General features: G+C 40.3%; 14 protein-coding genes. 7 read left to right on the forward strand and 7 right to left on the reverse strand.

Annotated features, from left to right (window positions below; genetic code table 11):
- Positions 1-74 precede the first annotated feature (74 nt).
- Positions 75-1547 carry a Do family serine endopeptidase gene (locus Q0590_RS14525; RefSeq protein ID WP_302038283.1) on the reverse strand — a complete coding sequence of 491 codons (1473 nt, stop codon included), beginning with the start codon at positions 1545-1547 and terminating at the stop codon, positions 75-77.
- 317 nt (positions 1548-1864) lie between these two features.
- Between Q0590_RS14525 and Q0590_RS14530 the strand changes: the two genes are divergently transcribed.
- The gene (locus tag Q0590_RS14530; RefSeq protein WP_302038284.1) at positions 1865-2467 is read left to right on the forward strand and encodes a TlpA family protein disulfide reductase; all 603 of its coding nucleotides are present in this window, start codon (positions 1865-1867) and stop codon (positions 2465-2467) included.
- Between the two features lie 26 nt (positions 2468-2493).
- On the opposite strand, the gene Q0590_RS14535 is transcribed toward Q0590_RS14530, so the two are convergent.
- On the reverse strand, positions 2494-2985 hold the full coding sequence (locus tag Q0590_RS14535) for a YajQ family cyclic di-GMP-binding protein (protein WP_302038285.1): 492 nt from the start codon (positions 2983-2985) through the stop codon (positions 2494-2496).
- 217 nt (positions 2986-3202) lie between these two features.
- Here Q0590_RS14535 and Q0590_RS14540 point away from each other — a divergent pair, with 217 nt between their 5' ends.
- The 3 genes from Q0590_RS14540 (at position 3203) to Q0590_RS14550 (ending at position 5005) form a co-directional block, all read left to right on the forward strand.
- A complete protein-coding gene (locus Q0590_RS14540; protein WP_302038286.1) occupies positions 3203-3649 on the forward strand; it encodes a DUF6526 family protein in 447 nt (148 codons plus the stop codon).
- Positions 3650-3733: 84 nt separating this feature from the next.
- On the forward strand, positions 3734-4636 hold the full coding sequence (locus Q0590_RS14545) for a histone deacetylase family protein (protein WP_302038287.1): 903 nt from the start codon (positions 3734-3736) through the stop codon (positions 4634-4636).
- A 93-nt stretch (positions 4637-4729) separates the two neighbouring features.
- The gene (locus Q0590_RS14550) at positions 4730-5005 is read left to right on the forward strand and encodes a hypothetical protein (RefSeq protein WP_302038288.1); all 276 of its coding nucleotides are present in this window, start codon (positions 4730-4732) and stop codon (positions 5003-5005) included.
- 31 nt (positions 5006-5036) lie between these two features.
- On the opposite strand, the gene Q0590_RS14555 is transcribed toward Q0590_RS14550, so the two are convergent.
- The 3 genes from Q0590_RS14555 to apaG all read right to left on the reverse strand — a co-directional run bounded on the left by Q0590_RS14555 (position 5037) and on the right by apaG (position 6708).
- Positions 5037-5408, reverse strand: coding sequence for a methylglyoxal synthase (locus Q0590_RS14555; protein WP_302038289.1), 372 nt, complete (start codon positions 5406-5408; stop codon positions 5037-5039).
- A gap of 99 nt (positions 5409-5507) precedes the next feature.
- A complete protein-coding gene (locus Q0590_RS14560) occupies positions 5508-6254 on the reverse strand; it encodes an O-methyltransferase (protein ID WP_302038290.1) in 747 nt (248 codons plus the stop codon).
- Positions 6255-6321: 67 nt separating this feature from the next.
- Complete coding sequence (gene apaG / locus Q0590_RS14565) at positions 6322-6708, reverse strand: Co2+/Mg2+ efflux facilitator ApaG/CorD (RefSeq protein WP_302038291.1); 387 nt, start codon at positions 6706-6708, stop codon at positions 6322-6324.
- Positions 6709-6967: 259 nt separating this feature from the next.
- Between apaG and ung the strand changes: the two genes are divergently transcribed.
- Entirely contained in the window at positions 6968-7630 is a 663-nt protein-coding gene (gene ung / locus Q0590_RS14570; protein WP_302038292.1) for a uracil-DNA glycosylase, read from the forward strand.
- A gap of 48 nt (positions 7631-7678) precedes the next feature.
- Here ung and Q0590_RS14575 read toward each other — a convergent pair whose 3' ends face one another.
- Positions 7679-11041: a sensor histidine kinase gene (locus tag Q0590_RS14575; protein WP_302038293.1), complete on the reverse strand. Its 3363-nt coding sequence runs from the start codon at positions 11039-11041 to the stop codon at positions 7679-7681.
- Positions 11042-11496: 455 nt separating this feature from the next.
- Here Q0590_RS14575 and Q0590_RS14580 point away from each other — a divergent pair, with 455 nt between their 5' ends.
- Positions 11497-12075, forward strand: coding sequence for a TetR/AcrR family transcriptional regulator (locus Q0590_RS14580; protein ID WP_302038294.1), 579 nt, complete (start codon positions 11497-11499; stop codon positions 12073-12075).
- Between the two features lie 55 nt (positions 12076-12130).
- Complete coding sequence (gene fabF / locus Q0590_RS14585; protein ID WP_302038295.1) at positions 12131-13384, forward strand: beta-ketoacyl-ACP synthase II; 1254 nt, start codon at positions 12131-12133, stop codon at positions 13382-13384.
- A 76-nt stretch (positions 13385-13460) separates the two neighbouring features.
- On the opposite strand, the gene Q0590_RS14590 is transcribed toward fabF, so the two are convergent.
- Complete coding sequence (locus tag Q0590_RS14590) at positions 13461-14654, reverse strand: molybdopterin molybdotransferase MoeA (RefSeq protein WP_302038296.1); 1194 nt, start codon at positions 14652-14654, stop codon at positions 13461-13463.
- Between the last annotated feature and the right edge of the window lie 43 nt (positions 14655-14697).

The following is a 14697-nucleotide window of genomic DNA, read 5'->3' on the forward strand; positions in this document are numbered from 1 at the left end:
TTTTTTATATTCACTTGTGTATGTTCCGGTAATCATAGTTGCACATCTGCCTGTTGCAGCAGCACAACTACCAATTACTTACCAAATGCATAGTAATACACGGTTGGGTTGCCAGGATACATTCCTTCTAACATCACCCCGCCATCGGTACTTTCTATGGCTGCTTTCACTTCCTCCACTGTCTTTACTGCTTTCTTATTCACTTTGGTAATGACAAAACCTTCTTTAATTTCAGTTTGTGCACTTAAGGCACCAGGGTATAATTCTTCTACTTTTACGCCACCAGTTATACCTAATTGTTTGGCTTCTGTTGCACTAATAGCACTCAAGTCTGCACCCAGGCCTCGTAAGGTTTCACTGCTGCTGGCTCTCACTAGTTGAGGCGTTCCGGCGGCTCCTTTTAAGGCTACTTTCATATCTTTCTCCTTGCCATCTCTTACGATCACAATATTTACTTTTTCACCTGGTTTATGTCTGGTAACGGCTTCTTGCAATTGAGACACAGAGCTTACTGTCTTATCATCTACTTTAAGAATTACATCTCCTTTTTTCAAGCCGGCAGCTTTTGCAGCACCTTCTTCAGTTACCCCTTCAATGTATACTCCCTGTGTTACATTTAAGCCGGTTTCTTTAGCCAGTTCACTGTTCATATCACGGATCTGAACACCTAAATATCCACGTTTAACTTCCCCAAACTCGATCAGATCTTCTACCACCCGGCTTACAATGCTGGTTGGTACCGCAAAAGAATATCCGGCAAAAGAGCCTGTTTCAGAGAATATAGCGGTATTAATCCCTACTAAGTCACCATTCAAGTCTACTAACGCACCACCACTATTACCTGGGTTCACAGCAGCGTCTGTCTGGATAAAAGATTCAATGCTGCCTTCGCTACGGATTATCTGGTTACGGCCTTTAGCACTTACAATACCTGCGGTAACTGTTCCAGATAAGTTAAATGGATTACCTACCGCTAATACCCACTGTCCTACTTTTATATTATCTGAGTTAGCCAGGGCTAATTTTGGCAAATTTTTCGCTTCAATCTTTAGTAAAGCTATGTCAGTAGAAGGATCAGTACCTATTACTTTAGCGGTAAAAGCCCGTTTATCGGATAAAGTAACTTCCAGTTCAGAAGCACCTTCCACTACGTGGTTGTTGGTGACAATATAGCCATTATCACTAATGATAACGCCGGAGCCAGAGCCCATAGATGGTTGCTGTGGCATTTGTTCAAGTCCACCGAACTGATCTCCAAAAAACTCACGCAATTGTGGCGGAATAGATTGTGCCCGGCCACTGCGTGCACCTGCTTTCATAGTTGATTTGATATGCACTACTGCAGGGGTAACTTTAGCAGCAGCGAAAGAAAAATCAACTTGTACAGAACCATCCGGATTGGTAGTATAAGCAGCTACATTCTTAAAAGAAGCAGGTGTTTTTTCAATAATGATTTTTGAGTCGTTTTCGTTAAATGCTTGCGAAGCCCCAAAAGTAATGGCTCCTCCCAATACAGCAGCTACAACGGTTTTTCCAAATTCTCTCATGTTAGTTATACTTTTTAAAAGGGTTGATACAATACTAATTTTTAATGTCTTGCAGATAAAATCTGTCTGATGTTCAAATATAAGAAAATACTATGCCAGAAAATTGTTAAAAAATGTTAATTTTTGCATTTAAGCTATATACTAAATTATAGATAAATGCTTTACTGTGTTATTGTTGGCCAAATTTACCACTTATACATTATATAGGTATTTTGTACTTTTTATATACCACTGGTGTAAATATAAGTTAAAGGGCAGGCCATTTATAGAACACTTATTTGATAGATTTTTGTTCATTGTATACTAAATTTACTGCTATGAAGAAGATATGGAAAAGTGAAATTACCAGCTGGGCAGTCATGCTTACTGTCATCTTAACATTATACCTGACAGGTTTACATACGGAAGTGATCGGCCGTGTTCAGCAAGTCTTTCTGTCTACTGGTTTATTAAAGCCTTCAGTTGACCATAGTTTGCAGGAGTTACCAGCTCAAGTGCAGCAACCCATATATGATATTCCATTGGCCAAATTGAATGGAGAAAAAGTGAATATGAAAGATTTTGCAGGCAAGGTAGTATTTATCAATTTATGGGCTACCTGGTGCCCACCTTGTATTGCTGAAATGCCTAGTATTCATAAATTATACGAGCAAATAGATACCTCGCACATACAATTTGTGATGCTTACCCTGGACGAAGATCTGGAAAAGGCTAAAAAGTTTATTGATAGAAAGGGATATACATTTCCTGTGTATGCCACTACGCAGGAAATGCCTTCCGCTTTTGCAACAAGTAGCATACCTACCACCTTTGTACTTTCACCCAATGGCAAAATCGTACTTAGAAAAGAGGGAATGGCTAAGTATAATACCGAAGAGTTTAAAAATTTCCTGACTGATCTGTCTAAAAGTGCCAAGTAGGCTCCTTACAGGATTACTTAATGCCCTTACGATTTCATATTGGTGAATTGCAGCGGTAAGCCATAATCTTTTTGACGCAGGCGGGCAATCACTGCCTGAAGTTCGTCAATCTTTTTGCCGGTTACCCGCAACTGATCATCCATAATAGAGGCTTGTACTTTTAGGCCGGAGTCTTTAATATCTTTCACCATTTTTTTTGCTGCCTCTTTATCAATACCTTCTTTTAGTTTGATATCCTGCTTCACAAAAGCACCTGATGCGTAGGGCTCCGCCGTTAAATCCAACGATTTAGCATCTAATCCTTGTTTTACCATCCGGTTAATAATTACATCCAGAATGTTTTTTAGGCGCATATCATTCTCAGATACCAGATGAATCGTAGACGTTTTTTTATCTAAGTCAATGGTGCTTTTAGAATCTCTGAAATCGAAGCGGGTTAGTATCTCTTTTTTAGCTGTATTGATGGCATTGTCCAGTGTCTGAGCATCTACTTTGCTAACAACATCGAAAGAAGGCATAGGTGGTTTGTTTAAAAGATTTATGTGAAAATAATCAAAAGCTGATAAAAATGAAAAGCTATACCGCCGCTGTAGGTATATAGGATAAATTATATATGATATAAAAATAAGTTTATCCATATGTTATGCATATTTGTCGAAAAAAATGCTGTAGAATAATTAGTTTCTATATGTTTACGTTTATTTAGGTATGTTCGAATGGAAAACTGGTAAATAAATGGCAAGCAAACAGCACTATAGCAACCACCGGTATTATAACCCGGTTTATTATTATTTATTAGTTCCAGCTGGTTTTGCTTTTCTTGTGTTATCTACAGCATATTTTGTTATACATGGGTTCATGCAACAGCAGTGGATGCAAGGAGTATATTATTTATTGGCTGGCGTCATAGTAGCAGCGGTTATTGTGTGGATGCAACAAAATGCTGTTACCACGCAGAAGAGAATTATTTTACAGGAAATGCGGCTCCGGTATTTTATTATTACCGGCAAACCCTTTAATCCAATTGAACACAAGCTCAAAACCGACCAGATTATAGCTCTCCGTTTTGCCAGTGATGGAGAACTGATACCATTACTGGAGATTACCCTCATGGAAGATCTTACCCCTTCACAGATCAAAAAGAAAATCAAGCACTGGAAAGGCGACTATCTACAAGTTTAGCTGCCCGGCCGTTATACGATTTTATAATTTTTAACAACTTTTTTGTAAGCACTGGGTTATATCTACCTGAACAAGATAAAACAGATGCTGAAAGTAGCCTGGACGCCAGCGTATGCACATCCTTTACCGGAAGGCCATCGGTTTCCTATGGATAAATATACCCTGCTTCCAGAGCAGTTGTTATACGAAGGAACCATTCAGGCGGACAGTATTTTTCACCCATCTCCGGTAAATGAAAAGTATATCTTGCTTACCCATGATGCACATTACTGGCACCGTCTAAAAAATTTAGACCTGACACCTGCCGAGATACGAAAAACCGGGTTTCCGCTATCGCCACAGCTGGTTCACCGGGAAATAACAATTGCCCAAGGTACCGTACAGGCTGCTTTGTATGCACTGGAATATGGCATAGCTATGAACATTGCCGGAGGAACACACCATGCGTTTACCGATAGGGGAGAGGGGTTTTGTCTGCTCAATGATATAGCTATTGCGGCTAATTATTTACTGTACCACCACCTGGCTACGCAAGTGTTAGTAATAGACCTGGATGTACATCAGGGAAATGGAACTGCTCAGATATTCCGGGATAATCCGGCGGTTTTTACTTTCAGCATGCATGGAGCTAGTAATTATCCATTACATAAAGAACAATCGGATCTGGATGTAGCACTGCCTGATTTTACTGATGACCGGGCCTATCTGCAGGCATTAAATACGCATTTACCGAAGATAGTAGATACTGTACAACCTGATTTTGTTTTCTTTCAGTCCGGGGTTGATGTGCTGGCAACAGATAAGCTAGGAAAATTATCCTTAAGTATGTTTGGCTGCAAGGAAAGAGACCGGACCGTATTATCTTTTTGTAAGGAAAATAAAATTCCGGTAGCTGTAAGCATGGGAGGTGGCTATTCGCAACGGATAGCAGATATTATAGAAGCACATGCCAATACCTACCGGCTGGCACAGGAGATATATTTTTAAAAGTGTATCCACCTGACATTAGGCAACTCAGTCATAGAGTCAAAAGTTATGCAAAGTTCAAGTGCCAAGTATAAAAAATAACTATAGAAACCGATGCAGCAAGAAAAACCTGAAGAGATGTACAAAACCACTCAAGCATATTATAAAAAATGGATGCTTTTTGCACCCATCGGCCTGCTTTTGATAGGTGCTGGTTTGTGTATATTTGGAACAGCCTTATTTAAAATGCGGGATAATGCAGCTTTTATTCACTGGTTTATGTGGGGTACCACCAGTCTGATAGTAATAAACGCAGGTATTTGTTTTTTTGGCTCCGCTGTAAAATATAGTATCCTGTATGAATTGACTAAACGTAAAAAAGAAGTGTAATTAATTCAAGTGAACGATCTGCCTTATCTGCTTAGTCTTCATCAAACATACCAGCTATCAGATATTTAGCTGTAGCCGGATTAGTAGCCAATGGTATATCGTGTAAATCACATAAACGCATAAGCATCTGTACATCGGGCTCGTGAGGGTGTTTACCCAATGGGTCTCTGAAAAATATAACAGCATCTAGCTGCTTTTCAGCTACCATGGCTGCAATCTGGGCGTCGCCGCCTAAAGGGCCCGATAATTTTTTCTCTACTATAAGGCCTGCCCTCTCTACATACTGGCCGGTGGTGCCGGTTGCTACCAGGGTGGCTTTATCTAACATAAATTTGTTATCCTTTAAAAAAGCTACCATTTCAGCTTTTTTTCCATCGTGTGCAATGACTGCAATCTTCTTCATATAAATAATAGGCAAATAATTCTTTCAAACAGTGTAGCTATCAAAGATAAGAAAGCCTTTGATACAATAAAGCAAATAGTAGAAATAGTATATATTGGTTTAAAATCTTAGTGTAAAATGTTGCTTAGGCTGTTCTGTCCGGAAGAACACTAAGCCTACATAAAATAAATCAATCGTAAGCCTTACCTGGGGATGAGCCTTAATTTGCTGCCAGGCTTCAGCCATCTCCGCAGACCAATATATATCATCAAACACAAATACTGACTGTGCATGCGACTTGGAAAGACAGATATTAAAGTAATTTAAGGTAGGCAGAAGGCGGTGATTGGCATCAAAAAAAACGAAATCCAGTTTTGCAATTTTGCCTACATGCAATGGAAGCGACTGGTCTATATTGCCCTGAACAGGCGTGATATGGTTATATCCAAAATGGGTAAAGTTTCTCTGTGCAACGGCTAGTGTTTGCGGGCATCCTTCAAAGGTTACTATGTGGGCCTTTGTATTTGGAGAGGCTAAATACAAGGTACTAATTCCCAGAGAAGTGCCTAGCTCCAGAATGGTTTGCGGATGAAAGTGATTAACTAAGCGGAAAAGTAATTGTGCTGTTTTTGTGTTTTTTAAGGAGTAACGGGCAATATCTTTAACTTTCCTTTTTCTGGAAAGCGTTGCTTTCGAGCCTGCACCCATATCTTCTACGATAATCTCTTCAGCAGAATTCAGCATGCGGGTACGGCAAGCTTCAATTTCCGGAAATATGTAGTACGGGTCTACTGCTAGAATTATACGGGTATACAACTCGAAAACGAACGGAGAATGTATGCCATGTTCATTTTTTGAATGCAGCAAGAATTGGATATACCGAAACAGCAAAAACTAAAAAATTTAGAAAGCCATGCAGAAATGAGGTAGTAATTTAATTCAGTTTATAAGGGACTACCATTACAAATTCAGGAATACGGGCCTGGAACGTACGGCCATCTACAATGCGTTCCATCAGATAGGTGCCATTCATTTTACCGATTCCGGTTTTTAGGTTGCATCCGGATATATATTCGTGGGTTTCACCAGGCTCCAATACGGGTTGTTGCCCTACTACGCCTTCGCCTTCTACCTCTCTTACTGTTCCATTGGCATCATGTATAAACCAATGTCTTCTCAGAAGCTGAACAGTATATTCGCTGCAATTTTCGATGCTGATTTTGTAAGTAAATACATAATGAGACTGAACAGGGCTTGAATACTCAGGTTGATATTCTGTAGCCACGGTCACTTTTACGCCTTGTGTGATCTCAGTTATCATATGATTGATTAATAATATTCGTAGGGATAATACTATGTAAACGGCTAAAATTAGTGATTAGTTTTTGCTAATCAATGCTTTTTAATGAAAACCAGTTAAACTAACTAAGTATAACTTTTTTTATGTATTAAAGGTTAGTTCACATACAGCTTACCTAAATTACAAAATTTTTAACTCAGATGCATAGCTTTTTATCATATAAAATATATTTACTTTTCGTCAGCTAATGCCTGAAATATTCACTAAACACTAAAATTATATGGACGTAAAACTGGAAAGTTCGTGGAAAAGCAGACTAATGCCGGAGTTCGAAAAACCTTATTTTCAGAAACTAATTGCTTTTGTTAAGGAAGAATATGCTACCCATACGGTATATCCTCCTGGAAATAAAATATTTTATGCCTTTGAGGCATGTCCTTTTGATGCAGTAAAGGTAGTATTGATTGGCCAGGACCCGTATCATGGGGCAGGCCAGGCTCATGGATTAGCTTTTTCTGTGAATGATGGAGTAACCAAGCCACCTTCTCTAATCAATATATTTAAAGAGATAAAAGACGACCTGGGTAAACCTATTCCTCAATCTGGCAATCTTTCCAGATGGGCGCAGCAAGGAGTATTGCTGTTAAATGCCACCTTAACCGTAAGGGCCAACACTGCCGGATCTCACCAAAAAAAGGGTTGGGAAGAATTTACTGATGCCGCTATTAAAGCACTTTCCGATGAGAAGGAAGGAGTAGTTTTTATGTTATGGGGCGCTTATGCTCAAAAGAAAGGCGCTATTATCGATAGTACCAAGCATCACATATTAAAGGCGGCCCATCCATCCCCTTTTGCTGCCGATAAAGGTTTTTTTGGATGCAAGCATTTCAGCAAAGCCAATGCATATTTGCAGGAACAGGGCAAGCAAGAAATAGATTGGTAAGTAAACCGGCAAGTAACGCTCCTGCTTTAGTAGTGTAAGCGTTACTTGCTACAGCGCTGTTTCGTCTGCAGGGTTTTTGATTATGCTGCGTTTTGTTTTGCTCACAATGGCAGGCAACTCCACCGTAAAAATACTTCCTTTATCTATCCCCTTACTTTTGGCTTTTACCCTTCCATTGTGTAGTTCTACCAACTTTTTTACAATAGATAGGCCAAGCCCGGTAGAGCCTTCTCCTTCAGTAGGCCGGGCCGATAGTTTTTGGAAAACGCCAAACAACATATCCATTTCATCTTCCGACAAGCCAACGCCCTCATCTTCTACCTGTATCTGAATAAGACCTTCTTTTTTAGTTACATCAATATAAATGCTTTTCCCTCTGGGAGTAAATTTAATGGCATTGCTGATCAGGTTTTCCATCACCTCTTTTATCATACACACATCCACCATAGCCATACACTGGCCTTTAATGTATAAATGTATTTGCTGTTGCTTCCACTGGGCTTGTATGCGGTTCCGTTCTATCATCTCTTCCAGCAGGGTACCTATATTTTGCTTTTCTTTTTTCAGCGAAACATGCCCACTATCCAAACGCACTGTGTGAAGCAAATCAGAAATTAAAGTTACCATATACTGTGAGGTGTTTTTAATCACACCTGCGAGTTTTTTAACTTTCGTTGTGTCGGTGGGTGTATCTTTTATCAGGTCGGCATACAGCATAAAGCAACCAATAGGGTTCTTTAAGTCATGTGCCGCAATACCTAGTAATTCTGTTTTAAATTTATTCGCTTCTTCTGCTTTTGTGCGTTGTTTAATAGCTTCGGCCTGTTGAGCCTCTGCTATATGCAAGGCTTCTTCTAGCTGGGTATTTTTCTCTTGCAGTTCATCACGCTGCCGGGATATAATAATGCCTTGTTGTTTTAATTGTTCTGTGCGTTGTAGCACCTGGCTTTCCAGCTTTTCATTTTGTGCCTGTATGCTTCTGACTCTGAGTTTATAAATTACATACCCTATAAGAACTACACTTATAGCAAGCCCTGACTCAAACCACCAGGTTTTCCAGAAAGGAGGCGTAATAATAAGCTTTATTTGGGCTTCTTCTTTTCCCCATACCTTATCGTTATTGGCCGCTTTTACCCGGAAGGTATATTCCCCCGGATCAAGGTTCGTGTAGCTAGCGAATTTTCTGGTACCTGTATAATTCCATTTCTTGTCAAACCCATCCAGCCGATAGGCATATTCGTTTTTTTCTGGCTGTGTAAAACTTAACCCCAGGAAATCGAAGGAGAAAAAGTTATCACTGTAAGGTAGGATAATGGTTTTGTTTTCAAGGCTTCTGGGCTTATCAAAAACCTTAAAGCCGGTAATTTTCACTTTGGCTGGGTACGGATTATCATGAATGCATGAGGGATTAAATTTATTAAATCCATAAACTCCACCAAAATATATTTCCCCGTTTCTGTTCTGATGTGCTGCGTAAGTGAATTCAATATTCTGTACGCCATCCCGTTCATCATAGTAGCGTAGCGTATTTTCTTTGATAGAATATTTACATATCCCATTTCGGAGTGTACTTAACCACAAATTCCCTTTGTTATCTTCTACTATTCCATTGATGACGATTTTAGCTAGGGAAGCAGGGGTAGTTATTTTATGAAACGTAAGGCTATGGGAGTTTAGATAGTAGAGGCCTCCATGATCCGAAGTAAACCACAACCTACCTGAATTGCCTTTATAGAGCACCTGTATTTTTTCATTGAGCAAACTCTGCGGTGTCCGGTCAATATATCTGGTAAAGATGCCTTTTTTATCAAAACTCATTAATCCATGGCTATATGTAGCCAGCCACAATACGCCCAGGCTATCTTCATGCATATCCATAATCCTCAAGGTATTTCCCTTTTCAGAAGTTAAGGTATTGTAATGGGTAAGAGTTTCTGTATCCAGGTCTAATTTGTCTAATCCGTTGCGGGTACCTATCCATAAATAGCCATCTTTCCCCTGAAGCAAGGCCAGAACTTCATTATGGGCTAAGCTATTTTTATTAGCCGGATCATGTAAAAACCAGGTAAATTTTTCAGTAACCGGATCAAATTTTAGCAAGCCGCCTCCAAAGAGTGCAATCCATAGCTTTCCATAACGGTCTTCCACAATGCGTAAGGCTGTATTTCGGCTCAGTTCGCCGGGAAGCGTAGATTTGTACATGTAATGCGTAAATTTGCCGCTTGGCAGATGGTACTTGTCTATACCTTTGCGGTTTCCAATCCAAAGATTCCCTTTCGCATCTTCATACAAAGCACTTACCTGGTTATCCTGCAGGCTGTTGGGGTTATTTAATTCATTTTTAAATAAAGTGAATTTTATGCTGGTTTTATCAAGTTTAGAAACTCCCCCTGCATGGGTACCAATCCACAATCTTTTTGCCCGGTCTTCATACAAAGACATAACCGAGTTATTGCTTAGCGTGGTAGGATCATACGGATTGTTTATATAATATTCAAATGTATTTTTGTTCTGGTTGTACTTGTTTAATCCACCATACTGGGTCCCTATCCATAGATCGCCGGCCGCATCCTCCTTAATGCACAGGATGGAGTTATTGTTAATTGATTGATTATTTGCAGCACCTTGTTTATAAGTAATAACTTCTTTGGTGGCAATATTCATTTTGCGCAACCCATGCCCCATGGTGCCTATCCACAGAAAACCTTCTTTATCCGCATGAAGGGCCACAACCCGGCAATTCACTGAAGAATCTTCGTTCAGCTGCAGGTAACGTGTAAACTTTTGTTGTTGGCGGTTAAACAAACTTACCCCTTTGTGGGTACCTACCCACAAATTGCCAAAGCCATCTTCATAAATAGTTTGAATGGAATTGATAGCCCAGGTATTTTTTACATCGTGGGGTTCGTGTTGATATAAAGTAAAACTCTGGGTGTTATGATCGAATTTGCTGAGGCCGAATCTGGAGCCAATCCATAAAGTACCTGCCCGGTCTACATAAGCTGCCAGGAGATCATCGTCACTGATGCTACCAGGCTCGCCAGATTTATGTATGTAATTTTTAAACTTACCGGTATGGGGATTATATGCATTCAGACCCGATTGCGTAGCTATCCAGATAGTACCACTTTTATCTTTACAAATGGCTCTGATATTATTGTTACTTATGCTAGCAGAATCAGCAGGATTGTGTTCATAGACTGTAAATGTATACCCGTCGAACTTATTAAGCCCACCTCTGGTACCAAACCACATATATCCCTCCGAATCTTCTAGGATGGCAGTAACTGAATTCTGAGAAAGGCCCTGCCTGGAGTTGAATGTCTCAAAAATGACACTCTGCGCATGCAGTGTTTGTGTAAACAGCAAACTTATGTGTACCAGTAAAATCCATTTGGATCTGCACCTCATAAAATCCGGCAGATAGTTAGTAAGTGTAAGTAATAGACCTTTTGCAGCAAAAATTATGCTCTTTTATCAAAAAAAAGTATCTGTTCTAAAGATAGTTTACAAAATCAACCAGGTACATAAATTTTTTTTCGCATAAGTATTCCTATAAATAAAAGTTACTCTTAGTTGGCAAATGCTTGAGAATTCATGTCTGAGATAAGTAAATTATTGATTTAATTGGGAGAACGCAGCACAATATCGTATCATCTATGAAATTTACAGTAATGAAAATAGTGAAAGATATGGTAGTAACCTGCATTAAGCTTATAAAAGTTCCATAGATACGCATCTCTATTTACAAAATTCCTTCCGAAAATCCTATGTAATATTTTTTAAGATTTTGAAGAATAATATACTTGCAAAAATATACCGATTGGTATATTTTTGTGGTGTATAATTTAGTATACAGTATTCAGGTGATAAAGTCAGAACGGACGAAACAATTTATTATAGAAACAGCGGCACCCATCTTTAACAAAAAAGGGTTTGCCGGCACCTCTCTAACCGACCTTACTTCCGCTACCGGATTAACCAAAGGCAGTATTTACGGGAACTTTGAGAACAAAGAAGATATTGCAGTAAATGCATTTACCTATGCAGTGGCCAAAATTCGCACAACTGTACATACTAAATTATCAACCAAACAAAAAGCGGTAGAAAAACTTCACTTATTTCTGGACTTTTTCTTAGAATATGTTTTTGATCCACCTGTTGCCGGAGGCTGCGTTTTGTTGAATACCGCTGTAGAAGCCGACGATAATCAGCCTGCATTAAAAGAACAAGTTTCTAAGGAGCTTACCAGATCTATACATCATGTAGCAGAACTCATTAGGCAGGCTCAACTATCAGGTGAGCTCAACAATTCATTGAATGCGGAGCGGATGGCCTATACTATTTTCTGTGCGGTAGAAGGAGCCATCATGATTTCCAGAGTGCAAGGCGATTTAAAACCTATGCAGGAAGTAGTGAACTACTGGCGCGAGCAGATTACCTAATTACAACTTTTATAAATTTTCTCATGTTATACCGCAAGGTATATTAACTATTGCTATGCAAACAAGAAGAGTCGTTATTACAGGGTTAGGCGCAATTACCCCAATCGGCAACAATTATCAGACATTTTTTGAAAACTTATTAAAGGGCAAAACCGGAGTGGGACCCATTACCAAATTTGATCCTACCCATTTTAAAACCAAATTTGCCTGCGAAGTAAAAGACTTCGACCCCCTGGCTTATTTTGATAGCAAAGAAGCTAGAAAACTGGATTTATATTCTCAGTATGCCATGGCTACGGCTGCAGAAGCCCTGCAGGTATCTGGTCTTGATCTGGAAAAAGTAGATAAAGACCGTTTTGGCGTGATCTGGGGATCAGGTAATGGAGGATTCAAAACCTTCGAGGAGCAAATCGCAGAGTTCACCGAGAACAACAATGTACCCAGATTTAATCCGTTCTTTATTGCCAAAATGCTGGTTAATATGGCCGGTGGCCACATCTCTATTAAATATGGGCTGCGTGGGGTAAACTATTGTACTGTATCCGCCTGTGCTTCTTCAACACATGCCTTGATTGATGCCTTTAATTATATTAAGTGGAACAAAGCAGACTTATTTATAGCCGGTGGCTCTGAGGCGCCAGTTACCATGGCCTCTATCGGCGGGTTCAATGCCATGAAGGCTCTGTCAACAAACAACGAAAACTACCAGGTGGCTTCCCGTCCGTTTGATGCCGATAGAGACGGATTCGTAATGGGTGAAGGTTCAGGTGCATTAATTCTGGAAGAATACGAACATGCCAGAAGGAGAGGAGCTACTATTCTTGCAGAAATTGTAGGCGGAGGCATGTCTGCGGATGGCTACCATATGACGGCTACGCATCCGGAAGGAGCCGGAGCTTATCTGGGTATGAAAATGGCCCTGGAAGAAGCAGGTATTCCGGCAAGTAAAGTGGATTATGTAAATGCACATGCTACCTCTACGCCACTAGGCGATGTATCAGAACTGAAGGCTATCTATAATTTGTTCAAAAACTCTCTGGATACGCTCAATATCAGTGCTACCAAATCTATGACAGGCCACTTATTAGGTGCTGCCGGTGCTATTGAAGCTATTGCTTCGGTAATGTCAGTTTACCAGGATGCTATTCCGCCTACCATGAATACGGCCAATGTAGACCCTGAAATTCCCCGGGAGCTGAATTTAACGTTAGGAAAAGCCGTGAAGAAAGAGGTCCGGTATGCCCTGAGTAATACCTTTGGCTTTGGCGGGCATAATGCCACACTGCTAGTAAAGAAGTTTGAAGAGTAATAAATACATGGTATAAAACAAAAAGCAGGCTCTTGAGCTTGCTTTTTGTTTATCTGGGTTCGGCGATTCTATTATTCTACCAGAAAAAAAACTGTACAGGTGTATCTTTAATCAGCATTTCTGTATCGTGCGGGTGAAGGGCAATTCCATCGCTGCCGAGGGTAGCTCCTATATCGCCGCTGCTGTTGTTGCGCAGAGAAACAAGGCCGGAAATAGCACCTTCTGTTACAATCTTGCAAGGAAAATACTCATCAAACTTTGCTTTTTTAGGTTTCTGGCTTAGAAAAGGCAATAGCATAGGTTCTCTCAGCCTGGTACCAAAACAAGTCCGTAAGTAAGGTTCAATAAATAACCGGCAGGCAACTTGTACCGAAACCGGATTGCCAGGTAAACCAAACACAGCACCTCCATTAGGTAAAGTTCCAAACCACAAAGGAGCGCCAGGCTTGATCTGAATGCGGTGGAAAATTTGTTGTACCCCTAATGCTTGCAATACTTCCGGCACATAATCCGCATCTCCTTTGGATACTCCCCCAGATAGCACCAGTATATTTGTATCCAACACTGACTGGATAGCTTCTGTAAGTGCCGTTTTGCTATCAGGAGCCAGTATAGTTACAGGAGATTGGATTTGATAATGCCTGAAAAAAGACCGGATAGCATAGGTATTAGAATCACGGATTTGATGAGACTGCACTTCCTGGCCTACCTGAACCACCTCATTGCCAGTGGAAATAATGGCTACCTTAGGAAGCTTTTCTACCAGTACTTCTGCATAGCCGGTAACCGCCATGCCACCCATAACTGTAGCATCAATCCACTGATTTTGAGGAATAAGAATATCATTTTTTCGGGCATCTTCTCCCTGTTTAGCAATGTTTTGCCCGGCCCTACTAGCGGTAGTTGTAAAATAGACCGTTTTTCCTTCCTGCCTAGTATCTTCTACCCGGATTACAGCATCGGCGCCTTGCGGAACAGGCGCACCAGTCATAATTTTAATGCAAGTGCCAGAGGTAACTTGTTGTGTAGCTACGCCTCCGGCAAAAAGATTTTCCAGTACTTGCAGAGAATTCATGCCCTTTTCCAGAAAATCCGCTGCTTGTACAGCATAGCCATCCATGGTTGCCCGGTTAAAGGGAGGATAATCACGGTCGGCAATAATAGGCTGTGCCAACACGCGGTTATACGCCTCATCAATGGATATTTTTTCCTTCCCGAAGGATTTAGCTTGAGCCGTAATCAGTTGAACAGCCTCTGCAACAGTGGTCATAGACTACATAATTTAGAGTTTTATAATGTCCCCATTTTTAAAT

The sequence above is a fragment of the Rhodocytophaga aerolata genome (genome assembly GCF_030503435.1).
GTDB classification, from domain to species: Bacteria; Bacteroidota; Bacteroidia; order Cytophagales; family 172606-1; genus Rhodocytophaga; species Rhodocytophaga aerolata.